Source organism: Akkermansia sp. N21116 (genome assembly GCF_029854705.2).
Lineage (GTDB): Bacteria > Verrucomicrobiota > Verrucomicrobiia > Verrucomicrobiales > Akkermansiaceae > Akkermansia.
Genome location: NZ_CP139035.1, coordinates 265427 through 291712, shown reverse-complemented (window position 1 = coordinate 291712; position 26286 = coordinate 265427). Strand labels below are relative to the sequence as shown.

Genomic DNA, 26286 nt, shown 5'->3' with positions numbered 1-26286 from the left:
TCCAAATTCTTCTACGATGAAACTCAGATTACCCCTCCTTTTGGCAACGGCCGTTATGGCTTGCTATTCCCATGTTTCTGCTGATACGGCAACCGGTTTTAGTGTCAATTTTGTTTCCGTGAATGGTAATCCCATTAGCGGAACTGAAGAAATTGGAGTTGTCGGTTCCGACTTTACCGTTCAGGCCGATAATTGGAATAATATTACGCCATCAGTTGCTAATCAATGGTATAATGTGACGAAGGGTAACTCCGGTGCTGCCCTGAGTGGCCTGCGAATTGCTTCGACCAGGGCCATTTCAACGTGGACTGCCGGAGTCAAAGAGACTGAAACCGACAAGCTTCTTTCCAATTACATCGATACCAATTCTACGACCGCCTATACGGTGACGATCGCAGGAGTGCCCTATATTTCTTCGACGGTTTACATCATTATGTCCGGCGACGGAGGAACGTTTACGGCGATGAATGTCAATGGGACGGATTGGACATCCGACGGTACGAATACGGTAGAGGGAAATACGCCGTGGGGGAACCGGGCTGCCAGTCAAGGGGCTTTGACTCCCGGAACGAATACGCTGGTTGTGGAAGGTGTTATTGGAGGAACGATCAAGATCGGCAACGTTTTAAGCGGTTCGGCCCGAGGAACAATGGCGGGACTCCAGGTGGTGGATTCATACCAGGGAACGTATAGATATCGCCTTGTGGAGGCCGACGGCAACTGGAATGGGAATGTATGGGGCAGTAATGCGACGGATCCGGGGACAAATGCCTGGAGCGGGACGCGGGAAGCGGCGGTCCTGTATTCCTCCGCTACGGGGAATAGCAGTTACACTTTGTCGTTGGGGAATGGGCAGGTTCATGCGGACGGCATTATTCTGATGCAGGGCAACTTGACACTGGATAGCGGGACGCTTGTCCTGGAGAATGAAAAGGTTATTACGGTTCAGCAGGGAGCAGCTCTGACCTTGGGGGGGAATTTGACTCTGGAAAATTTCAACAACGCTTTTGGAGGCTGGGGTACTATTTATTACAATATACTCGGTACGTCCTATAACTTGAAGGATCTGGCTTTCGAAGGGTCTATTATTTTCGGCGACGATAAAGAGGTTACGCTGACGGATTCGGCGCAGGCGGGTCTTTTGCAAACAGGAGATGGCAAGCTGAATTTGGGAGCCTCCGGGACCTATGGCGTTAATGGATTTGCTCTGACAATCGGGGAGAATGCCTGTTCGGGGTTGACGGCTAATGCTGCCGATCAATCCTTGACTCTGTCGGCATCCAGTACCGCTTCAATCACCGGATTGACGGTAAGCGGAGGCAAGCTGGTGATTCCCGGTGATATTAGTTTGTCAGTATTCAATGTTGCCGATAATTGTGAATTTACGCTCGCCGGAACGGGGACTCTTTCCGTACCCGGCGGCAAAACATGGACGGGAGTGACCAGTCATTTTGGAGACGGTACCGGATTATTGTTTGACAGTGATTTAACGTTTAGAACGACCGCATCTACCATTAGTGGCGGAGCCGATTCTCTGGGTATTACCGTCAATGGAAAGACTTCTCTATTTACGACGCTGACCGTGAGTGGAAAACTGACGACGAATACCATGGAAACCAACGGTTCCGGGGCTGTGGGAACACTTGAGGTTGTCCAGGGGGGATATGTCCACTTTTTGGAGCAGATCCAGTTAACCAACTACTCGTTGGGGAATTCCCATTTCAACCTGAACATTTCGGGAGGAACTGTTGTTTCCGATAAAAATCTGACCATGTCCAACGATGGATATTCCATCATCACCCTGACTGCCGGAGAATTGACCGTTAATGGTCTCAAGGTTGGGAGAAACCGTATGCTGACGGGGAACATGGATAACGGGGGCAAAAGCAATGTCGTGAATTTGGGCGATTCTGAGAATGGATGGGCCGGTTCCGGCGTTTTGACGATCGGAGAGGGTGGATTATACGGAATTGAAGCGGGCTTTAAGAAAGGCGACATTGATTTTGCCGCATCTGCCGTGAATCTGGGGCAGGGAACGGTCAAAGCCTCTGCCGATTGGGAAACTGCCAGCAGTTCTCAAGTCTCCGGTTCCGGCAATGTCACATTGCATATGATGAGTACCGCAGGTACGACATTCGATACCAATGGGTATACGATTACGTTGAATCACGGATTGGACGGTGCCGGTAAACTGATCAAGACAGGGGGCGGAACGCTTGTCCTGAATAATCTTGCAGCCCATGAAGGAGGAACGGAATTAAAAGGAGGCTCTCTTAATATTGTCAATGGGAAGGTAGCCGGGAATATTACAGCCGACGGGTCGTCGACTCTCATCGCTGCCGCAACATCGTTTTTGTCTTCCGGCTCCATGACATTGAATGGAGCGACGCTGGATTGGCGCAACGGTTATTTTACCAAGGCCTATGATTTTATTACGGCAACGGGAGGATCGACTGATAATTCTCTTATTCTTACCTTATCAAAGGAACCGGTTTCCCTGTTGGGGACAGCCGAGCAGTTCCAGGCCCACTTTTCATCAGTCGAGCTGGCTGTGGGAGATCGATTGGAAGCCGGGGATTATGTTCTCGGCGGCGGGTTGACAACAGCCGATCTTTACAAGAACGGAGCTTCGTTGGGATTGTTGAATAATGGAGAGAGCGTGGCGGCCGATTCCTATACAACCCTCACTCTGAACGATAATACGATTCAAGTTTCTCTGAATACGACAGCGCTCGAAGCGGACGGCTATCAAACCATAACCTGGTATGATCAAAGCTGGGGAAGCCAGAATCCTCCCGGATATGCTGTGCCGGAATCGCTGACGGCTTCTTTCAGCCTTTCCGGGCAAACCGATGCCAAATATTTTTATACGGATTCGACGGGATCCGCATCGGCGGCAGTGGTGATTACAGATGCGACGGGAAACAATCTCATCCTGGCCGGCGGCAGGTTGTCCGATGGCTCCGGAGCAACGGACAAGACTGTGACGATTACGAAAAACGTGTGGATGGATGTTCGTGGCGGAGCTTTTCAAATGATTGTCGGAGCCAATGTCAACAGTTGGGGCACCGGTGAAAACAGACCGTTTGTAGGGGATACTCATGTCCAGTTGATTGGTGATACGACGGCCAATCTCGTCATGGGCATGGGACCGGCGTTTGGAGCCAGTATGACGGGGAGTTCCTATATTTACATTGGAGAGAATGCCCAGATTTTAAATGGTTCCGGAGGGTATCTTTCCCATATGAATGGCAATGTTTACGGGGGCGGTTACTCTCCGGACAATGTCAGTGTCAACTTTACCGGGGATACTCATATTACGATTGCCAATGTGCAAACGACCGCGGGTAACGTGTTTGGCGGTTCAACGATGAAAAACACTGCGTCTGCTCTGATTCATGGCGGAAGTACGTACATTACCGTGGATTTGGAGGCCGGCCAATCGGGAATCTTTGCCAAGAATATTTACGGCGGTTCGCATATCGGAGCAGAAGGCGGGGGAAGTCCCAATCTCACCATTAATGGAGATGGTAATGTATCGGTCACTGCACCGGCTGATGTGACGTTTTCCGGGGTGATTGCAGGCGGCGGCCTGATTTCGGGAGGCGGCAGTGCTAATGCTCAAGTCAATGTGCTGGGTGATACCCATGTGACGATTGACGGAGGAACGTACAACAATCTTGTTATCGGCGGCGGACACAAATCCGGCGGTAACGGGACGGTTTCGGTTGGCGGCAATACGAATGTTACGATCAAGTCGGGCACGTTCCGCAACGTGATTTACGGGGGCGGTTCCGGGGCTGGAGCGACGGTAGCCGGCAATACGAATATTGTGGTGACGGGCATCAGTTCTTCCAGCCGTATTTTTGGCGGGGGCAATTTGATATCCGTGGGCGGCAATACGTCGGTTTCGGTATCCGGCAGTGCGGACAAGCGGTTGATCATTGTCGGCGGCAGCCAGCTTGCCTCGGGGGCGACGGATGTGGGGGTTGCCGGCAATACGAATGTCGTGTTCGGCGAAACGTATGGTGCGGGAGCTGATCTGGATGCCGTGGATGCGGCCAACCAGGCAATGCGTATTTTCGGTGCCGGGTTGTATGGTGTTGTGTCCGGAGATTCGACCGTAACGTTCAAGAGCGGTACTTTGGTAGGTGAATTGGATGGATCCGGAGTTCCTTTGACGGGAGTCGGTGCCGATCTGGCCGGCGGCGGCTGGGCCGGAGGAGTGACCGGCAATACGACGTTGAATCTGGAGGGTGGCACGATCGACATGAATGAGGCCCGGCTGATTGTGGGCGGCAGCGCCGAGCACGACCGGGGCGTCGGTGGATCGACTCATATTTTCATCGGTAAGGATCTGCTGGTTAAGCACAACAACGCGATTTATGGCGGGAACTACGGGAACGGTACGATCGGCGCCGGTACGAACGTGACGATTTCGGACGTTGCAGCAGGAGACCGCTTCTATGATTACACGGGAACGATTTATGGCGGATCGGCGGGGACGGGTGCCGTGACGGGCGACAAAGTCCTGAATTTGGACAATGTATCGGCTCTTCTGGCGAAATTCTCGGGTTTCGATACGATGAACGTGAAGGGCGGGGCGGGGACGACGTCGGTTGTCTCTCTCGGTTCTTCGACGGTGAATGTGGTAACGTCCGGGAGAATCTTGTCGGTAGCGCTGGCTTCGGACGAGAGTATCGCGTCCTTGTCCGGAGCGGGTTCCCTGCTCTTGACGGGAGGGGCGCTTACCGTGACGGGAGCCTCCGACAGTACGGGCAGCATCACCGTCCAGGGAACGGGCTCCGTCCTGAAGGCGCAGGGCGCTTCATCCGTCGGCAAAGGCAGCGTCATGTTGAGCAATGGCGGTACGCTGTTGTTCTCATCGACGGCGTTTGATGCGATGGAGGCTGCGTCGAAAATCACGATAGGCGGTACGGATGCGGCCTCGTCGAAGGGGACGCTGAGGTGGGACGGCACGGGCAATGACAAGGATATCTCCGGTTTGTTGGATATCGCCGCCGACAAGGAACTGACGCTGGATACCAACGGCAATGAAGTGACCCTGTCCGGGATCATTTCCTCGGGGAATTTCGTCAAGACCGGAGCCGGGACGCTGACCATGTCGGGTGCCAGTACCTATGCGGGCACGACGACGGTTTCCGACGGGACTTTGAAGGCGGGCCATGTGTCCGGTTTCGGCACGGGTACGGTAGTCCTTGCCGGCGGAACGCTGGATCTGGACGGCAAAGCGGCAGCCAACGGAGTGACGGTATCGGGTACGGCCGTATTGAACGGAGGCTCCGCCTATGCGGGAGTGTTGACGCTTGACGGAGGTACGCTGACGGGTGATGCCGTCAATTTGGCGGAAGGCAAGACGGCTCAGTTGAAGAGCGGTTCGATAGCCAACGTTCTTTCCGGGGACGGAGGGATTGAGAAGTCGGGAGAGGGTACGGTCGTGCTGACCGGGGAGAATACCTACGCGGGAACGACGACGGTTTCCGGAGGGACGCTGAAAGCAGGCGGCCTCAAGGCTTTTTCCGGCAGTACGGTTACCCTTTCCGGCGGTACGCTTGATCTGGATAACCTGGCTATTGAGAATGCACTTTCGGTGACGGGCGAGACAACCGTTGCCGGCGGAAGCGCGTATGCCGGGACGCTGAAGATGGATGGCGGAACCCTGAAGGGGGACGCCCTCCATTTGAAGGAAGGTACGACTGCCCTGTTGTCTTCCGGTACGATTGAAAGCGTGCTGAGCGGCGGCGGTGCCGTCACGAAAACGGGGAACGGGACTGTGGTGATCAAGACCCAGCCGACGTATACGGGCCTGACGACGGTGTCCGGCGGGATGCTGAAGTTCGACGATACGGCGCTGGCTTCTCCGAGACTGGGGAATATCACGATGTCCGGCACGGGCGTCCTGTCCTCGACGAATTTGACGCTGACGGGCAATTCCGTATTGACCATGAACATGGCCGGCCGGGAAACCGGGGATGCGTCCTTCGTATCCCTGAGCGGCACGTTTACCAATGAGTCGACGGCTGACAAGAACCTCGTCCTGTCAGGGTATCAGGATTTGACCCCCGGAACGTATCAGTTGTTTACCGGGAATGACCTTCTGAGCCTTGGTGATTTCAAATACGTTTTGTCGGATACGAGTACGCGCGGTTTCCTGATGGACATGGTGGACAATACTGTCGTCCTCCGTGTTTCGACCATTGTCTCGTGGACGTGGAAGGGGCAGGCGGGAGATACGAATGCCGTATGGAAGGGTGTGAACGAAAGTCCGGGAGAGGTCTGGGATGCCGATGAATCGGAAAGTCTCCAGTATGGTCCGGATAACCAGGTGCTGTGGTTTGTCAGTACGAGCCAGAGCCATGACTTCAATCACACCGTCACGATTGTCGGTGACGTGACGCCCAAGTCGGTGACGGTGAGTAACGAGTCGGGAGATGCCAATTCCTTCGTCTTTGCCGGAGATTCCGATGCCAATATCACCGGAACCGCCATCCTGACAAAGCAGGGCGGCGGCCAGTTGACGATTGAAACGCACAATACGTACGAGGGCGGAACCCGTCTGGAGGGCGGTACGGTCGTTGTGACCAACGATGATGCTCTCGGCTCCGGACTGATCACGTTCCGGGCCAATGAAACGACTTCGGGCGGGACTCTCCTTGCCAAGGGAGACGTGACTCTGGACAACCGTCTTTCCGCGGAAGGCGTTTCCTTCTCGGTCGGCACAGTGGCAGCAGAAGACCGTTTGACCCTGACTCAGGGCGAAGACATCAAAGATGCCTCTATTTCCGTAGAAGGGGCGGGAACTGTCGCCCTGGCAGGAATCAATCATACCTCCGTGTTGACTGGTACGGTGAGTGTTGACGAGGATTCTACGCTGGCATTGTCCAATACGGGAGCCGATCAGGAAATCGCCATCGGCGGTCGCTTGTCGGGAATCCTTGGGACAGTGGAGAAGAACGATGGCGGCTCCCTGCTTCTGAAACTCCAGAACGGCGACGATACCTTTTCCGGCAAGTTCTCCATGGCTGACGGCTGGCTGGTGATGTCCGGTTACAAGCCAGACGGAATATCCGACGTTACTCTGTTGACGACCAATGACATCGATGTCGCCAATCTACGTCTGACGGCCAGCGCTACGCTGAAGATTGGATCGGCGGATTCGGAAGGCTCCGTTCGTGTGAAGGATTCCCTGGAACTGGGGACGGAAGGTTTTTCCGGCGCTCTGATTCTTGATAAGGGAACCTTGGACGCCGCCGATGCAACCGCCATTCTCGGCCAGAATGGTTCCGGACAATTGACGATCAACGGAGGCGAAGCTGCGCTGTCGGGCATCCAGTTCGGGTCGGAGGATTCGGCCTTGACCGTTCATGGAGGCAAACTTGTCTTGGGAGCTTCCGGTATTACAGGAACTCCCGGAACGGTGACGCTGGGGAACGGAGTTTTAAGTGCGGCGACCTCCTGGAGTTCGGATCATACGCTTGTTCTGGCCGGTACGGCCGACAAAGGCGGTTCTACCGTCGATGTGGGGCAGGGGCTTTCCATCTCCTTGTCGGGAGCATTGTCCGGCAGCGGAGTCATGACCAAGAGCGGAGCCGGTTCACTTGTGCTGTCCGGCACGAATGAAGGAGACACCCAGTGGGACGGCACCCTGACGGTGACGGAAGGCGTTGTCGAACTGAGTTCCTCCTCGGCTCTCGCCAAGGGCGGCCTTGTCGTCGACGGCGACTCCGCCTCGGCCGATCTGGGCGGCCTGGGCATTGCCAACGCCATCACGATTAAGAACGGCAGCCTGACCCGGGCCTCGGGCTATGTTTCCGATTCCAATGTCTCCATCCTGGCCCATGAAGGAGTGGCCGGCATTGATCTGGGAGGTTTGAAGGCATCTGCCATTGCCTCCATCCTCGTGCCGGTTAAGACGGATATTTCTCCCTACCGTGCCACGACGATCAGCGGCATCGGTTCGGGCAACCTGACGCTGGAAGGTCCGACGACGCTCATGCTGGGTGAGAACAACTATGTGCCCGGCTCTTCCGGACGCGCCGATGGCGTCATCGTCTTCGGTTCCGATGCCGGGGCGTCAGCCGCCGGACATGACGTCTCCCTGGGTTCCCTGACATTGGGCCTGACGCTCGACCTGCAGAAGTCGATCTCACGGAACAATCTGGAGGGCACGACCGTCCTGCTGCAGCTCACCAACGGCCGGCTCGTTGCCGATGCTCCGCAGACGCATAGCGCCACCTTCAACGGCTACAGCGATCTTTCCGAAGGATCCCTGGCATGGCTCAAGTCCATCCGTTTCAATCCGTTGCTCCAGTACCTCGGCTACGCCGTGAAGACGGTCGATATCAGCCAGGCCCAGTTCGATTCGTACCTGTCCGACGGCCAGGTGGCGATCACGGCGGGCGGAGACGTTTATTTCGCGTCGGACGACAAGGGTCAGCTTAACGCGGGCACGCATTACAACTATCTCGACGCGTACAAGGCGGTGGTGATCGACGAGGATCTGGACATCAGCCTGTCCGGGGCTCCCGCGGCGGGCAGCGGCCATCCCGCCGGGTTGAAGGTGGAAAACCTGCTCGGGGGTCTTGGCGAAGATGGAACGGTCTATACCATCACCGTTGCCAACGCTGATCCCGGATCCGGGGCGGCGAAGATCAACTTCGTCAACGGTCTGAACACGGAAGGCGAGAAGCTCGATACGGTCTATGACGGCAACATCGCCGGCGGCAGTGCGGACTTTATCAAGACGGGCGCGGCGGGATTGACGATCAATGGATCGTTTTCGACGAGCGGTACGGTAACAACGTCCGAAGGCACGCTGACGCTCAACGGGACGAGTTCCTTCGGAACCCTTGATACGGGCAGGGAGGGAGCCATGACCGTGATCGGTGGAACCGGCAAGACCGAAAGTCTGAAGGGCAGCGGCGCTTTATCCCTTTCGGGAGAGGCCTCCAGGCTGACGCTGACGGGAGCCGGCAATACGGTGCTCGATACGCAGGTGACGGGCTCCGGCACGCTGGACATGGCCGGCGGAACGCTGCTTGTCGGCACGGGAAGCCTGTCCTCCGATACCACGCTGAACCTTCAGGAACATGCCGGGTTGTACATCGGCGGCGGCGAAACCATCGAAATGGGCTACCTGACAGGCCCGGGTACGGTCGACTTCCAGGGAGTCGACGCGGCGCCTGCCGTCCTGAAACTCACAGGCAATGGCGAAGGAACGATTTCCTTCGCGATGGAAGGCCGGGGTACGTTGGCGAAGGCCGGTACGGGGACGCAGACGCTTGCCATGAGCAATGACTCGTTGAGTCTTGACGTCCAGGGCGGCCGCCTTGTCGTGGACCTCCCGTCCGGCACGGCTTCCTACGGACATCTGGCGGTGAACGACGGGGCGGAACTCGTCCTGAAGAACAACGCGAAGTCCTCCGGCCTTCTGGTCCATGGAGGGGGGAGCCTGGTTCTCGGGACATCGGATCCCGCCTCTACGGTGGGCCATATGAAACTGGACATCTCCGGGAACGCGGCCTTCGGCGAAGGCTCCCTCCTGACGACGGTAGCGGCTCCGGGGATCGACAACACGTCGGTATCCGCCACGGGTACGGTGACGCTGCCGGAACGCATGTCCCTGCGGTTCATCAACCACGATTCCGAAGGCTGGAATGCGCCGTTGTCCGACCTGGTCGTGATGGACGCGACGGGAGGTTTCCTGAACGTCTCCGGCCAAACGCTGGGAAGCGGGACGGATTTCACAGACTGGACGGTGACGTTTGAGAAGAGCATTTCACTGTTCTACACGTCGGCCGACCTCTCCATCGGCCACGACGGCCGCCAGCTCCTGGCAACCCCCGTCCTCAACAAAGTCAATACGCTGGATCAATACGCCGGATCCGAAACGGCCAAGGCCGGGGCCGGCCTCATTTGGAACGCCGGACTGCAGAAGAGCGGCAGCAATCTCGACTTGCTCCTCTCCTCCATCATGGACGACATCAAGACGGGCAGTGCCTCCTCGGCCAGCCACAAGATGGCCGCCGCCGCCGGCAGCACGGTAACGAGCCTTCTGGGAGCCCAGCAGGCGGACTACCGCTACCAGCAGACTCTGCTGCGCAACCGGATGACGACCATGGGGCTTCCCGAAGGGTACAACTACGACGGCGAACTGCCGCTGTGGAACGCCTGGGTACAGGCCACGGGGACGTATAACAGCCTGACGGAGTCGGGCGACTTCGCCGGTTACAAATACAATACCTGGGGAGGAACCTTCGGTGTGGACACGAACCTGAGCGAAAGGCTCACGGTGGGGCTGGCGATGTCGGCGAGCTACGGCAAGCTGACGTCGAACGGAGCCGACACTTTGAGCGGCGACCTGGACATCTACTACGCGAACCTGTTCGCCCGGTACCAGAAGGGCAAGTGGGGTCACAACTTCATCGTGACGGCGGGTTGGAGCGACGGAACGGTCGACCGTACCGTCAACTACGGAGAAGGCAGCTACACGGGACACGGCTCGACGAGCGGTTCCACGTATGGAGCGATGTACGAAGCGACCTACGACATTGCCTTGAACGAAGAGAACAATGCGATCTTCCAGCCGCTGGTCAACGTGAGCGTGATGCGCAATGAAGTGGACGACTACAATGAGACGGGAGCCGGCAACGCGGGTCTCCGGGTGAGCGGTCTTGAAGGGACGTCGGCGACGGTGTCCGTGGGCGGACGTCTGATGGGGATCATCGGCGGGAACGTGTTCGGTCGCGAATCGCTAGGGGAACTCCGGGTGCAGGTGGCGCAGGACCTGGGCGACACGCGCAGCGAAGGCAACGTAGGATTCCTGTCCAATCCCGGGTTCAGCCGGCAGGTGAAGGGAAGCAAGGCGGGGACGACGGGGCTCCAGTTCGGAGCCGGGTTGAGCCTGCCGTCCGGCGAAAACGGGACGATATTCGTGGATGCTACGGCAGACATCCGCAGCCGTATGACGTCGGCGAGCGGCAGCATCGGCTATCGTTACAACTTCTAACGCAGTCGGGAACAAATTAAAGCCGGGGATGCCGTTTCGTGGAATCAGCCACGGGACGGCATCTCTGCTTGACCGGGGGGGGATATCTCGGCATGATATGGAAAGAAGATTTATTGTCTGCATGAATCCCTTTTCCATTCAATCCGTCGAAATAGGCGGAGAACGTCCCTTTTACATTCTTGGCCCTTGCTCTCTCGAATCCGAACCGTTCGTTTGGGAGATGGCCCGTGCCATCAAGGAAATCTCCGACCGTGTGGATATCCCGCTTGTATTTAAAGCTTCTTACGATAAGGCCAACCGGACGTCCGTATCGTCATTCCGGGGTCCCGGTGTGCATGAGGGGTGTCGGATCCTGAGTGAAATCGGGAAAGAACTCAATATTCCCGTCGTGACGGATGTTCATACTTCCCGTGAGGCGGAAATTGCCGCAGAATATGTCGATATGCTCCAAGTCCCGGCTTTTCTCTGCCGCCAGACGGATTTGCTGGAAGCGTGCGCCAAGACAGGCCGGGCCGTAAATATCAAGAAGGGACAGTTCCTGGCTCCGTGGGATACGGTGAATATTGCCGGCAAGATGCGCGCTTTCGGGTGTGAGCAATTCATGATATGCGAACGCGGTACGACGTTCGGTTATAATAATTTGGTTGTGGATATGCGCGGATTGTACTGGATGCGCCAGGAAGGTTTTCCTGTCGTGTTTGATGCAACGCATTCCGTACAGAGACCCGGCGGACTTGGCGGGACGACGGGAGGAGACAGTGAACTTGCTCCCGTTCTGGCTTCTGCTGCGATGGCAGTGGGAATTGACGGTGTGTTCATGGAAGTGCACAAAGATCCTGAACATGCCTTGTCCGATGGACCGAACCAAATTCCCCTGCGTCTTTTGGAGGGGGTGCTTGTTCGATTGGAAGCTATCCGCAAAGCTGCGCGACCATGGTAAAGAGTGTTGCCAGAATTGTTATCATGCTCGTTGCCGCCGGGGGAATTTCCCTGTCGAATGATACGCCGTCTCCATTTATGGACAACAGTCCTTTGGTGCCGGTGGACAAAAAATTTCCGGCATTGGATCTTCTGCCCCCGGGTAGCGAGTTGACGAACGTGAGTATACCGCAGTATGAGAACCGCCGTAAGACGGCTTTGATTACTTCGGTGTTGATGAAGGTGATCAGCGAGACGGAATTATCGGGAGACAAGGTGAATGTCTACCTGTTTGCCGATGACGGTCATGAGATGACCCGGATGTTTACGCTGAACGCTTCCTATTTTTTCGATACGGAATGCCTTGTATCGGATCAAAAGACAATTATTGACGATGAACGGTTCCGTGCGGAAGGCACGGGATTGAGATTCCATTCCGGACGCAATGTCGGGTTCCTTAAAGGACCGGTGAAATCGCGGATACGAATGGGCAAAATGAAGAAGGATTCCCAATGATGAAAAAGAGTTTAACGACGACCTGTTTGATCGGGATGTGCCTGTCGTCCTTTGCTGCAGGTGACCCGGATTATTTGGTGGAACTGGAAAAGAACGCGCCGACCAAGACGGAACTGGAGGAACCGGGAAAAGTTGATTATCCGGCCTCCGATATTCGGGTGTTGACGGCTGGCGAACGAGCTGCTCTGGAAAAGGAAACCGGATTTGATGCCAAGCCATTTGGAAAACTTGTCGACGATACCGTACGGCTTGACGAATCCCTGAAACAAGAAGCGGCCCGCATCGACAAAGATGTTCTGGATTTTTGCAAGGAGCAAGGAATTGAAATTTCTCTGGCCGTGCATGCTCGTCCGGCAATTGCTGTGGAAGATAAGCCAATCAATTCGGCAGAGGATATGTTGATTGACTGCGACAAAGGGATCTATTTCGACTCGTCGCAGGGATTGGTTGTTTACATAGGTAATGTCAAAGTCCGTGATCCGCGTCTCAATCTGGATTGCGACCGGCAGCTTAAGGTTTACCTTCATGAAGGTCCCCCTCAAGAGAAAAAAGGCGGTGAACCCAAAAAGGAAGACGAATCCCGAGACGGAACGGAGAAGGGTCAAGAGAGCAAGCATTTGTCTCCCAAAACTCCGGCGGATACGTTGAATGTCAATTTTGACGGGATTAAAAAGATGACGGCGGAAGGCAATGTGGTCATGAACAGCAAGGATGACAAAGGAGAGGTTTATTGGGCGCGTGCACAACGAGCTACCTATAATGCCCTGACCGGTGAAATCCTGATGACGGGGTTGCCGATGATGGTACAGTACATGACGCATAACTCGGTAACGAATGATCCCAATGCCTACATACGCGTAACGGAAAACGGAGCCGTGGTGTTCGTCGGTAAATGGACGACGAAATTACGCAATATCCGGGATCAGAAATCCGGATTCGGTTCGTCAGATCACAAACCAAACCGGAAATAACTCTGTGAACAGCGATTCTCCCGATTATCTCCTCGAAGCATCCGGTTTGTGCAAAACGTACAAGACCCGCAAAGTTGTCGACAATGTTTGTTTGACGGTCGGTCCGGGAGAAATTGTCGGATTGCTTGGTCCCAACGGTGCCGGCAAGACGACGTCGTTTTATATGGTGGCGGGATTAGTGAGGCCGGATGAAGGCAAGGTTGTCTTCCAAGGGGAAGACATCACCATGCTTCCGATGCATCTGCGGGCCAGGCGTGGGATGGGATATTTGCCGCAGGAAGAGTCGATTTTCCGCAAATTGTCCGTGGAGGACAATCTGATGGCTATTTTGGAGACGCGTAAGGATTTAACTCCTGCCCAGCGTAAGTTGCGGGCTGATGAATTAATGGACCGTTTCGGGATTACCAAGATCCGCGAATCAATGGCTATCCAGTTGTCCGGTGGTGAAAAGCGCCGATTGACCATAGCGCGTGCCTTGGCGAGCAATCCTTGTCTGTTGATGCTGGACGAACCTTTCAGTGGCGTAGATCCGATTGCCGTGTCGGACATCCAGAAAATCGTCATGGAATTGAGGGAGAAGGACGGATTGTCCATCCTGATCACCGATCACAATGTCCGGGAGACTCTTCATATTGTCGACCGGGCGTACATTCTGTTTGAAGGCAGGGTGATCAAGCACGGGACGTCTTCGGAAATCGCCAATGACCCGATAGCCCGTAAACAGTATCTTGGCGAACAATTCCGGATGTAAATCCCATGTTTTCTACTCCCTCCATGTCGGTTCCCCAGAATACCATTGCTCTCGTTTTCGACTACGACCAGACGTTGAGTCCTCATTACATGCAGGACGAAGCGATCTTTCCTGAATTCGGTATCAGTGCTCGTGAATTCTGGAAGAATTGCAACGAATTCGTTTCCCGCGAACAATGGGATGGAGAACTCGGATATCTGAAGGCGTTGCTTGATGCATTGAGCCTGGACCAAGTCAGTAACGCCATGCTGGAGAACTTGGGCCAACGCCTGACATTTTATCCGGGATTGCCGGATTTTTTCAAATGGCTTCCAGAAGTGGCCTTGACGGAAAAGCACCGGGAGATGGGAATTAAACTGGAGTATTATATCATATCGTCCGGATTGAAAGCCTTGATTGACGGCGCAGCGATTCGTCCGTATTTCAAGGCGGTATTCGGATGCGAATTCAGCGAGAGCAACGGAGCGATCGATTTTCCCAAGCGTGTTATTTCCCATACGACGAAGACGCAATTCCTTTTCCGTATCAACAAGGGGCTTCTCGATTACAGCCAGGACGTCAACGACCATATGGCGGAGGACATGCGCCCTGTGCCGTTCCGCAATATGATTTACGTGGGAGACGGGCCGACGGACGTACCGTGTTTTACGGTGATGCGCCATAACGGCGGGCATGCAATAGCCGTATACAATCCCGATGACGAGTCCGGATTGAGCTTCCGCAAGTGTTACAATCTGAGTTCTTCATCAGACCGGGTTAATTTTATGGCTCCTGCGGATTATCGTCCGGATAGCCATTTGAGCCGTATTTTGGGCGCTCTCGTATCCGATATAGCCGACGGTATCGTGCGCCGTCGAACCCGGGAACAGGAGGATGCCCGGGGAACTTCCATTCAATTTTAACAATTCAGTGAGTTAATTTTTTATAGATATATGAATCAGCATTTTCACTTTTTAGGGATATGTGGTACGGCCATGGGGGCGGTTGCGGCAGCGATGGCCAGGAAGGGGTATAAAGTAACGGGCACGGATGAAAAGGTCTATCCTCCTATGTCAACGTTTCTGGAATCGGAAGGAATTACGATTTTTGAAGGCTACAAGGGGGACAATGTCCCGGATTCTGCGGATGTGATCGTGATTGGCAATGCAATGAGCCGTGGCAATGATGAAGTGGAAGCCGTTCTGGAGAGCAGAAGACGCTATCTCTCCCTGCCGGAGACGATGAAGGAATATTTCCTGCGCGGTAAAAGGAACTATGTGGTAACAGGAACGCACGGCAAGACGACGACGACTTCAATGCTGGCCTGGCTGATGGAGTATGCCGGTCTGAATCCGGGATTCATGATCGGGGGGATTTCCCGCAACCTCAAGAGGGGAGGACGCTTTACCGAATCCGAATTTTGCGTTTTGGAAGGGGATGAATACGATACGGCATTTTTCGACAAGCGGTCGAAGTTTCTGCATTATTTGCCCGAGTTGGTGATCATGAACAACATTGAGTTCGATCATGCGGATATCTATGAGAGCGAGAAGGAGATCATGACGAGTTTTAAGCGTCTTCTTCGTGTTGTTCCCCGCAATGGGCTGGCTATTGTGAATGCCGATGACAAGAATTGCATGGAAGTTGTGAGGGATCATCCTCCGTGTCCTGTCAAGACGCTTGGTTTTTCCGAGCAGTCCGATATGAGGATTGAAGATGTCGATTGCAGGAAAGAAGGCTCGTTTTTCACTCTGGATGGAGAAAGGTATTTTGTGCCGATGGTTGGGGAATGCAATGTGTATAATGCAGCCATGGCTCTGACAGCTGCGCGGTTTGCCGGTCTTGAACCGAGTGTGCTCCGGGAAGGAATGAAACAGTTTTTAGGCGTGGCCCGGAGGCAGGAGGAACGTGGCGTAGTGGACGGAATTGCCGTCATTGACGACTTTGCCCATCATCCGACGGCCATACGGAAGTCCATTGAGGCATTGCGCCAGCGCTATCCTCAGTCCCGTATTTGGGCGTTGTTCGAACCGCGCTCCAATACGTCTCGCAGGAATATCTTCCAGAAGGAACTGGCCGAAGCTATGGCTTGTGCGGACGTGCCGGTCGTGGCGGCAGTAGACCATCCTGAAAAGGTGGCTAAGGAGGAAAGACTGGATGAAGAGATGCTCGCCGCCGATTTGGCTGCTACTGGAAAAATCTCCTATGTGGGAGCGAAGGCTGATGCCATTGTCAATTTTGTGAAGGAAAAAGCCCAAACGGGTGACGTCGTACTTGTCATGAGTAACGGCGGATTTGAGGGTATTCATGAAAAAATTCTTCAATCGTTGAAAGAGAGATCATAAGATCATAGTATTCCATTAAAGGGGAGTTCTGCCGTGAACCAAAAATCTACCATTATCGCATTTGTTATCAGCTTTATCGTTGTAGGAAGCCTGGTCGCCTTGTTTACTTGGAAACGGGCGGAACCAAAAGGATATATACCGATTCCTACATCTCAACCTGTTGAAAATGAAGAGCCTCCACGTGTCTTGCCCCAGCCGGTAGTCGATGTGGATAACCCTTCCAAACAGGACGATGGCAAAGTCAATGCCCCCCGTTTTGAAAGTGCCCGCATCCAGAAGAGTTCGTCCAACCTGATTCATGCTCTGATGCGCGTCCTCGAAGGAGGCGAGGCGATGACGACGGAGGATTTCGTGGCGCACTCCATCATGAGTGAAGAAGCTGCCGCCGAGTTTAACAAGGCTTTATCCAAAGGGCATGTGCCTCTTAATCCGGGAACCCCGGTGACGGAAATCGGTAGCGATAATGGCAAGGTGCGTTATCTGCTCAACTTCCGTAATGGAGCGAAAGGAATTGTAGACTTAGTTCAGGGGAAAGACGGCAAGTGGGTGGTTTCGGATGTGAATCTGCCGTCTGCCGAAGAATTACAGGATGGCAAGGGAGGGGGAATTGCGTTGTCCGATCCTCTGGGCGTTGCCTATGACTTTGTTCGTGCTTCTCTCAAAGCGGATTACAGAATGGTCAGAAAACTCTCCGATCCGGAGAAGGTGAGCGACGCAACGATTGCGGGGCTTTGCATCCTGTTTGAAGACGGGAATTACCACCTGCGCCAGAAGATGCCAATCCGTGGAATGTTCTCGAATACTTCGAATGCCGGATTTCTTGTCTATCTGGCCAATCCGCAAGGGGATGCCTCCGGCAACATGGGATTGACGATGCAAAAGAATTCTTCCGGAAAGTGGATGGTAACGGAAGTGGCGTTGGATAGTCTTCTGGATGATTATGCCAAGAGGTTTTCCGATGGGGACTCCGTGTACTTTCCATTGGTCAAGAATCCCAAGGGTGGTGATTCCATCGCTCTGTTTTTCGGGTTTAATGAGGACACATTGACGCCGCGCTCCGTGCGGCAGTTGGAAATTGTGGCGGAAGTGATTATGATGGAAGGGAACAAGAAATTGGAGATCAGCGGCCACACCGATGATGTCGGCAGTGATGCCTATAACAATTCTCTATCCGAGCGCCGTGCGCTGGCGGTGAAGAAGATTCTTGTGGAGCGCGGCGTGTCGCCGGACAAGATTTCTACTAAAGGCTTCGGGAAGTCTCATCCCCGGAGGACATATTCCCCTGGGACGGATATCCGGACAATCGACGAGGTGCGCAGTGAAAACAGGAGAGCTGAAATGTACCTCGACTTTTAAGCTGGGATAGAGGGACTAGGCTGACATGGTAAGACGTTATGTGCTGAATGGGGAAGGGGATGGTTCCCACTCAATATCCGGCATTGATTATGCCTCCGAACTCAATGAACAGCAGCTTGCTGCCGTGATGGCTCCTCCGGGGCCCGCCCTTGTGATAGCAGGGGCTGGCGCCGGTAAGACGCGGACGCTGACGTATCGTGTGGCATGGTTGATCGACCATGGGATTGACCCCGGTCAGATTCTTCTGTTAACGTTTACGAACAAGGCGTCGCGGGAGATGCTGGAACGTGTCCGCGAACTTGTCCCCGTTGATCTAAGCGCGTTGTGGGGAGGGACGTTCCACTCTATTGCGAACCGTCTGTTGCGTCGTCATGCCGACAAAATCGGGTTTACTCGTTCTTTTTCGATCATGGATTCGGATGATCGCAAATCCATGCTGAAAGCCGTGATTAAATCCTTGGATTTGGGCGATAAGGATAAACGCTTTCCAAAGGCTGAGGTGATTGCCTCGATTTTCAGTCTTGCGGACAATACGGGCGAGGGGATCAAGCACATTGTCGAATGCGATTATCCGTATCATTCCCCATATTTAGAGGCAATTTTAAATATCCGAGAGGAATACGACCGAAGAAAACGCGAGGCGAATTCCATGGACTTCGACGATTTGCTGCTCCATGCCGTGGAGTTGTTGGAGAAGGACTCCTTTATCCGCGATTTGTATAGGAACAAGTTTCGCCATATCCTTGTGGACGAGTTTCAGGATACGAATGCCCTTCAGGATAGAATGATTGATTTGCTGGCCGATGGGGATGGCAACATGATGGTGGTGGGAGACGATGCCCAGAGCATCTATTCCTGGCGCGGTGCGGATATGAGGCATATTTTGAATTTTACGATCAAGCATCCGACGGCCAGGACATACAAGATCGAGACGAATTACCGAAGTGTGCCTGAGATTCTGAACCTTTCCAATGCGGCGATTGCCGCCAATGAGAACCGGATCGAGAAGGAATTGCGTTCCGTTCGTCCGGCGAGCAGTATGCCTCCGGCTTTGGTTGCTCTGAATGATACTCGGATGGAGGCGATGTTCGTTGTCCAACGAATTGGGGAATTGATGGAATCCGGCGTGGAGGCTTCGGAAATTGCCGTATTGTACCGGGCTCACTTCCACAGCATGGATGTGCAAATGGAACTGACGCGCCGGCATGTGCCGTTTCTCATTACGAGCGGATTGCGCTTTTTCGAACAGGCGCATGTGAAGGATGTTCTGTCTTTTTTGCGTTTTGCCGTCAATGGACGTGATGAATTGTCGTTTAAGAGGATGGTTTCTCTATTGCCGGGGATAGGGCCGGCTTCTTGCAATAGATTGTGGAAACAATGGGTCGCTCATTTGGAAGAGCCTGTTACTGACGGGGATTACGAAAGGATATCCGGAATTCTTGCAGGGTTTACCGTACCGTCCAAGGCGCGAAAAGCATGGGATCAGCTTGGCTTGACGCTGGATGAACTGACTCCCGAGGGCTTAGTTGTTAAGCCTTCATCCATGATTTTTTCTGTTGTGGAGGCTATGTACGATGAGTATATGCAAGCCTCGTTCGACAACTATGACCAACGGTGCCAGGATCTCAACCAGCTTTCTTCTTTTGCAGACCGGTTTGAATCGACGGACGAATTCCTGGCGCAAATGTCCCTTCTGGGTAATACGGATCAGGCTGCGGATGAAGCCGGGAGGTCTGGTTCGGTGACTTTATCCACGATCCATCAGGCCAAGGGGCTGGAATGGCGCGTTGTGTTTCTGATTGGATTGTGTGACGGCATGTTTCCCCATCAACGCTCTCTGGAGGAAGGAAATCTCAATGCGTTGGAGGAAGAACGCCGTCTTTTTTACGTTGGCATCACGAGGGCGAAGGACCAGCTGTATCTAACTTACCCTCGCTGGAACTCAAAGGTCTATGGCGGAGCATACTCCCAAATGCCCTCCCGGTTCCTCGATGAATGGCCTTCTAATCTCGTGGAAGAGTGGCAGATTGAATGAATTGAAGAGGGGAACGACACAAAAAAATATTCCTCAGGCTTGACTTGAGGGCCGCCACGTTATTAGCTCGCCCCCTTATGACAGATCCGTCGCATTTTCGCAACCTCGCCATTATTGCTCATGTTGACCACGGAAAGACGACCCTCGTGGACCAATTGCTTCAAGCAGGAGGTACCTACCGGGCCAACCAGGCTGTCCAGGAGCGGGCGATGGATTCGATGGATCTCGAACGTGAAAAAGGCATTACGATCAAAGCCAAGAATACGTCAATCCATTGGAATGGTTATACGGTCAATATCGTTGATACTCCCGGTCACGCCGATTTTGGCGGTGAAGTGGAACGCGTCATGAAGATGGTGGATGGAGTCCTCCTTGTTGTGGACGCTTTTGAGGGACCGCAGGCACAGACGCGCTTTGTGTTGCGCAAGGCTTTGCAGGAGAATCTGATGCCCATCGTTGTCATTAACAAGATCGACCGCCCCCACGCCGACGCCGAAGCGGTGCGCGAAAAGGTGTTGGAACTTTTCCTGGAATTGGGGGCGACAGATGAGCAGTTCAATGCTCCTTTTGTGTACGGTTCCGCCCGTGACGGTTATTTCATGGATGCCTTGGAAGGGGAGCCTCCGGTGGATTGTACGCCGTTGCTCAACAAGATCATTGAGTATATTCCTTCTCCGGATGCCAATCCCGAAGGAGATTTCCAGATGCTGGTGTCCAATATCGACTGGGACGATTACGTGGGGCGTGTAGCTGTCGGACGCATCACGTCGGGTAGCGTCAAAAAGGGAGATACCGTCTACCGCGTGCGTGAAGACGGGATGCGTGTTGCGGGCAAAGTGACGCGTATGTTTGAGTATTCCGGCCTGGGATCTCAGGATTCCGCTGTCGGCGAAGCCGGCAACATCATCGGGCTTGCCGGGTTTGAAGATGTCAATATCGGTGAAACTCTTAATGGTACGGCTGAGTTGGATGCTCTTCCTTTTGTCGCGATTGATCCCCCCACGATTTCGATGGAATTCTCCATCAATAATGGACCTTTCGGTGGACGGGATGGCAAGAACGTAACGTCGCGTGTGATTCGTGATCGTTTGATGCGGGAAACCCGGACGAACATCTCCATCCAGGTGGAAGATACGGACAAGGCCGGCGTATTCCGCGTAGCTGCCCGGGGAGCCATGCAGATTGCCGTTTTGGTGGAAACGATGCGCCGTGAGAACTACGAAGTGTGCGTTTCCCGTCCGACCGTTATTACCAAGCGTGATGAAAAAGACCGTGTGACGGAGCCCTATGAAACGATTTTTGTGGAAGTACCGGATGAATTTTCCAATGGTGTTGTCCGCATTCTTACGTCTCGCAAAGGGCAGTTGGAAGAAATGCAGAGCAAGGATGGAACGGGCCACACCTACATTCAGGCCTATATTCCGACTCGCGGCATTATCGGCTTTGAATTCGAATTGGTGAACTTGACGTCCGGTCATGGTATTTTCTCCCATTTGTTCCGCCAATACGACTTGTATGCAGGAGAAATTACGACGCGCCAGACCGGAACCTTGGTTTCGATGGAAACGGGTGTGTCTACTCCCTTTGCCTTGGCTGCATTGGAAGATCGTGGCCGTTTGTTTGTCGGTGCCCAGGAAGATATTTATGCCGGACAGATCGTTGGGGAAAATCCCCGTGCGATGGATTTACCCGTCAATCCGTGCAAGGAAAAACATTTGAATAATATCCGTTCGGCGACGAAGGGGGATGGCATCCAGCTTTCTCCGCCTATCAGGTTCTCTTTGGAACGTGCCATTGAATATATCGAAGCGGACGAGTTGGTGGAGGCTACCCCTCACTTTATTCGTCTTCGTAAGCGTATTTTGGACGCTAATGAACGGCAGCGTGCGGCTAAAAATAAAGCTTAATTCGCATTCTATCCTTGCCCTGAGGCAAGATTTCATTCAATAAATCGGGCGATGTTTCGCCCGATTTTATTTTTGCTGAGTGCTTTTGTCTTTTTGTTCTTTGGGACGGAAGTTGCCTTTTCCGCTCCTCGTGAAACAGTTCTTCTGAACCGCGCTTGGAAGTACCGACAGGGGGATATTCCCGGTGCCGAACGCATCGGATTCGATGTCTCCGCCTGGGAGGATGTCGGCATCCCCCATTCATTCAGCTTGCCCTACTTCCTGTCCAAGGAGTTTTATGTAGGCTACGGGTGGTACCGCAAGGATTTCACATTGGATAAGGGAAGAGGAGAGAAAGTTGTTTCTCTGGAGTTTGACGGCGTCTTTCAGGAGGCCGAGATTTTTGTCAACGGCAGTAAGGCTGGAGGCCATATCGGCGGCTATACGGGCTTTTCCGTGGACATAACGCCATTCGTGAAAGAGGGGAACAACTCCATTGCCGTCCGAGTCAACAATGAATGGCGTCCGGATGTGGCCCCCCGAGCCGGGGAACATGTGTTTAGCGGAGGGATTTACCGCAATGTCCGTTTGGTTATGAAGGCTCCGGTTCATATCGCCTGGTATGGTACATGGGTGACGACGCCGGGATTGGAAGCCAGCGCAGGCAAATCATCTCCTGTGCGCGTCCGGACGGAAGTGGTTAACAGCAAAAGCCGGCCGGTTTCTTTGGAATTGCAGACAGATATTGTAAATGCCGGGGGAAAGGTGGTGGCTCATATCAGGTCGACGAAGGAAGTGGGTGCCCGGAGCAAGGTGGAATTCGATCAGACGACTCCTCCCGTGAAGGATCCCGAACTATGGTCCAACGAACACCCGAACATGTACAAGGCCGTCTCTTTGCTCTACAAGGACGGCAAGCTGGTGGATCGCTTTGAAACGGATTTTGGATTTCGCTGGTTTAAATGGACGGCCGACCAGGGATTCTTCCTGAATGGGAAGCACTTGTATTTTACCGGTGCTAATGTGCATCAGGATCATGCCGGATGGGGGGATGCCGTGACGGATACCGGTTCCGCTCGTGATGTACGCATGATGAAGGATGCCGGGTTCAATATGATCCGCGGTTCGCACTATCCGCACTCTCCGGCTTTTTCCAAGGCCTGTGATGAACAGGGAATGCTCTTCTGGTCGGAGAACTGCTTCTGGGGAACAGGACCGTTCGACAGCCCCTGGGGTGGAAGTGCCTATCCTCCGGAAGAAAAATATGCCAGGGGATTTGAAGAAAGCGTGAAAAAGACACTGGCGGAAATGATCCGTATCCATCGCAACCATCCTTCCATTATTGCCTGGAGTACGGGCAATGAAAGCTTCTTTACTCACCCATCCACCATGGAGTCTGTCCGCAACCTGTTGAAGGAATGCGTGTCCCTTGCCCATCGTCTGGATCCTGATCGTCCGATTGCCATTGGTGGCTGCCAGCGCGGCGATATCGATCATTTGGGTGATATTGCCGGGTACAATGGCGATGGTGCGCGCCTGTTCATGGAGCCGGGCGTCCCCAGTGTCGTCTCTGAATATGGTTCGACAATTGCGGATAGGCCTGGGCCGTATGTTCCCGGCTGGGGCAATTTACCGGAGGGAAAAGAGCAGGATCCTCAGAAAACCTACCCGTGGAGGTATCCGTGGCGCAGTGGAGAAGCTATTTGGTGCGGTTTTGATCATGGTAGCCTTGGCGGACATTTCGGCTGCATGGGCGTCGTGGATTACTTCCGTATTCCCAAGCGGCAGTGGTATTGGTACAGGAATGCCTACCGGGGTATTGCCCCTCCCGAATGGCCGCAGGAAGGCTGTCCGGCGGGGTTGAAGATTCAGGCTGATAAGATCGGTCCTATCCTTTCTGATGGCACGGATGATGTTCACCTGACCGTGCAGGTTGTGGATGCTGCCGGAACGCCGCTGAGCAATAATGTGCCTGTGACTTTGTCGGTGGAATCCGGTCCCGGGGAATTTCCAACCGGAAAGAGTATTGTGTTTACTCCTCCATCCGGATCTCAGAACTCAGACATCGTCATTCGAGATGGAAAGGCTGCCATCGAACTGCGTTCCTATTACTCTGGAAGAGCCAGCGTCCGTGCTACGTCTCCGGGTTTGAAAGATACCTCCTTGAGCCTGGAGTTTAGCAGTGGTCCCGCCTACGTGCCCGGAAAAAGTGTCGAAACGAAGAATAGACCTTATGTCCGTTTTGAAAAGAGCAGGGACAATGCCGATTTTTCCCTGATCAATCGTGCCAAACTTGGCCCGACCAATGCCAGCAGTGAACGTCCAGGACACACGGCCCGTATGGTCAATGACGGCATGGAAGCAACCTACTGGCAGCCATCCGGTCAACAAAATGCCGATTGGATCAAAATTGATCTGGAACGCCTCATTACCGTCAAGGAAGTCGTGCTAAAACTCGTTGACCGTGATTCCGTCACCTATTCCGTTGCAATTTCCGAAGACGGTACTACCTGGAAGGAAATTATTCCGGAGACCGATCAATTGCGTGTCCAAGCTTCCGGTACAGAAACCGGACGGTTTCTTAAAGTTTCCTTTTCAGATCTTCCTTCGGGAGACGGTCTTAAGGTTTCGGAAATCGAAGTCTACGGAAAGTTATGACCCCCTCCCTGATTCCAAAATTTCCGGTGGGTGAAAAAATACCGCCGGGAACTGGAGCAGCAGACACGAACAAGCTACCGTTGCTACCTCTCGGTCCTGGCGGGGTTTGCTAGTCGTACCTCTGCTGGTTCCCGACGGCAAGGGTGAGAAAACACGGAAATGGCGCTTTTGTCAAGGTTTTGATCGGTTGAAGATGAGGCTTCGTAGCGGCTCATGAGTCGACACGTTCACAGACACTTCAATTGAAACGTTCTTGCTACTCTGAAAAACTCAAGTAAACTGAGCCGTGCCTTCACAGGCACGTGGATTGCAATCGAGATTGTGTCTGGTTCTACCGACACGGCGCCATTGTGTGTATCATTAGAAAAAATCGTCCAACATGGGTGAAGCGAAAGAACAGGATCAGGACTCGGCAAAAAATGTGAAGCTGACTGCTTCGCCGGAACGAAATTACGACAAGGAAATCCGGAGCGTTCCTAAAGCCATCGACGTAGAAAAAAGTGTTTTGGCATTAATGGCTACGGATCCTGCAACTTATATCGGCAGCTGTATTACGATGGGGGTTACCGAGGAGTATTTTTATTTGCCTGCACACCAGCTCCTATGGAAGATTTTCAGCGAACGATATACGAAAAACGAGCCGGTCGATATTATTTCCGTCACACAGCGGCTGCAGGATAAGAACGAATTGGAATCTGTCGGCGGCATCCCGGGATTGGCCGAAATTTACTCGTTTACGACGACAGGAGCGTTTTTCCAATATCATATCGGGATCTTACGCGACAAATACGTTCTTCGTTCGATTATAGCCGTATCAACCGATTCTATCGAAGCGGCCTATTCCTGGCATGAAGAGGATGTTCCCAAGTTACTTGATTCCGTCGAATCATCCATTTTCAGAATCCGGGAACGCTTGGGCAAGGAAGACGAGAAGTCTTTGGTAAAAGTGATTGACGATGCAGTGGATCGATTGGAGGTTATGCTGGCTAGCAAGGGTGAAATCACAGGGTTGAGTACCGGTTTCGATGTTTTGGATGGCATGAGCAATGGTCTGAAAGGCGGTGACATGTTTGTTGTGGCAGCCCGTCCGTCGATGGGTAAAACATCGTTTTTGCTGAATATTATCGAGCATATGGCATTGGACAAGAAGCAGAAAACCTTGATGTTTTCTTGTGAAATGCCTTCTGTTCAAATTGTGGAGCGCTTGTTGTTTGCACGCTCTGGAGTCAAACGTTATGATTTGAAGTCGGGTAAAGGCTTCAGTCGTGGTCAAATGCAACGCTTCCAATTGGTGGTCAAAGAGTTGAAGGAGTCCAGCTTTGTGATCGACGACACAGCGGCTATTTCCATTAACGAATTGAGAGCCAAAGCTCGCCGTGTGATGCGCGATTTGGATGGACTGGATGTGATTGGAATCGACTATCTGCAGTTGATGAGATCCCACTCCAAGCAGGCTCAGAATAGCCGCGAACGTGAAATTGCTGAAATTTCCGCCGGTCTCAAATCACTTGCCAAAGAGTTGAATGTGCCAGTCATCGTGTTGGCCCAGTTGAACCGTGGTCCGGAAAACCGCACGGGTAAAAGCAAGGGTGTGCCCCAAATGTCGGACTTGCGTGAATCCGGTGCTATCGAACAGGATGCCGATATGATCGGGCTTTTGTATCGGTCTGCTTATTACGCTGAGGATGAAGAAGATCGGCAGAAATTCGGCGGGCGTGCCAATTTGTATTTGGCAAAGAACCGTAACGGTGCTACGGGAGATGTCCCATTGCATTTCGAAGCGGAATTGATGCGGTTTACCACCCGGGAACGCGACGAACATGATCCCGAAGAATAAGGTTC

General features: G+C 53.5%; 12 protein-coding genes and 1 other RNA gene. 12 read left to right on the top strand and 1 reads right to left on the bottom strand.

Annotation, left to right across the window (positions count from 1 at the left end):
* The first annotated feature begins 16 nt into the window (after positions 1 to 16).
* The 11 genes from QET93_RS01135 (at position 17) to QET93_RS01085 (ending at position 24444) form a co-directional block, all read left to right on the top strand.
* Positions 17 to 11029: an autotransporter-associated beta strand repeat-containing protein gene (locus QET93_RS01135; protein ID WP_322190050.1), complete on the top strand. Its 11013-nt coding sequence runs from the start codon at positions 17 to 19 to the stop codon at positions 11027 to 11029.
* Positions 11030 to 11150: 121 nt separating this feature from the next.
* Positions 11151 to 11969 carry a 3-deoxy-8-phosphooctulonate synthase gene (gene kdsA / locus QET93_RS01130; RefSeq protein WP_280126601.1) on the top strand — a complete coding sequence of 273 codons (819 nt, stop codon included), beginning with the start codon at positions 11151 to 11153 and terminating at the stop codon, positions 11967 to 11969.
* Complete coding sequence (gene lptC / locus QET93_RS01125; protein WP_280132684.1) at positions 11963 to 12463, top strand: LPS export ABC transporter periplasmic protein LptC; 501 nt, start codon at positions 11963 to 11965, stop codon at positions 12461 to 12463. The genes kdsA and lptC overlap by 7 nt, the downstream gene beginning before the upstream one ends.
* Complete coding sequence (locus tag QET93_RS01120; protein WP_322190049.1) at positions 12460 to 13434, top strand: LptA/OstA family protein; 975 nt, start codon at positions 12460 to 12462, stop codon at positions 13432 to 13434. Before lptC ends, QET93_RS01120 begins: the two co-directional genes overlap by 4 nt.
* 4 nt (positions 13435 to 13438) lie before the next feature.
* A complete protein-coding gene (lptB, locus tag QET93_RS01115) occupies positions 13439 to 14185 on the top strand; it encodes an LPS export ABC transporter ATP-binding protein (RefSeq protein WP_280126604.1) in 747 nt (248 codons plus the stop codon).
* Positions 14186 to 14190: 5 nt separating this feature from the next.
* Positions 14191 to 15087 (top strand): haloacid dehalogenase-like hydrolase, encoded by an 897-nt coding sequence (locus QET93_RS01110; protein WP_280126605.1) that lies wholly within the window; start codon positions 14191 to 14193, stop codon positions 15085 to 15087.
* A 30-nt stretch (positions 15088 to 15117) separates the two neighbouring features.
* The gene (gene mpl, locus QET93_RS01105; protein WP_280126606.1) at positions 15118 to 16509 is read left to right on the top strand and encodes a UDP-N-acetylmuramate:L-alanyl-gamma-D-glutamyl-meso-diaminopimelate ligase; all 1392 of its coding nucleotides are present in this window, start codon (positions 15118 to 15120) and stop codon (positions 16507 to 16509) included.
* Positions 16510 to 16542: 33 nt separating this feature from the next.
* Positions 16543 to 17865, top strand: coding sequence for an OmpA family protein (locus QET93_RS01100; protein WP_280132683.1), 1323 nt, complete (start codon positions 16543 to 16545; stop codon positions 17863 to 17865).
* A gap of 25 nt (positions 17866 to 17890) precedes the next feature.
* On the top strand, positions 17891 to 19900 hold the full coding sequence (locus QET93_RS01095) for an ATP-dependent helicase (RefSeq protein ID WP_280126608.1): 2010 nt from the start codon (positions 17891 to 17893) through the stop codon (positions 19898 to 19900).
* Between the two features lie 77 nt (positions 19901 to 19977).
* Positions 19978 to 21807: a translational GTPase TypA gene (gene typA, locus QET93_RS01090; protein WP_280126609.1), complete on the top strand. Its 1830-nt coding sequence runs from the start codon at positions 19978 to 19980 to the stop codon at positions 21805 to 21807.
* 51 nt (positions 21808 to 21858) lie between these two features.
* Positions 21859 to 24444, top strand: a complete 2586-nt coding sequence (locus QET93_RS01085) for a glycoside hydrolase family 2 TIM barrel-domain containing protein (RefSeq protein WP_280132682.1) — start codon at positions 21859 to 21861, stop codon at positions 24442 to 24444.
* 41 nt (positions 24445 to 24485) lie between these two features.
* Here the strand turns inward: QET93_RS01085 and ffs are convergent.
* Positions 24486 to 24579, bottom strand: an RNA gene (gene ffs, locus QET93_RS01080) — signal recognition particle sRNA small type.
* 244 nt (positions 24580 to 24823) lie between these two features.
* On the opposite strand from ffs, the gene dnaB reads away from it, so the two are divergent.
* Positions 24824 to 26281 carry a replicative DNA helicase gene (dnaB, locus tag QET93_RS01075; RefSeq protein ID WP_280126611.1) on the top strand — a complete coding sequence of 486 codons (1458 nt, stop codon included), beginning with the start codon at positions 24824 to 24826 and terminating at the stop codon, positions 26279 to 26281.
* The last annotated feature ends 5 nt before the right edge of the window (positions 26282 to 26286 follow it).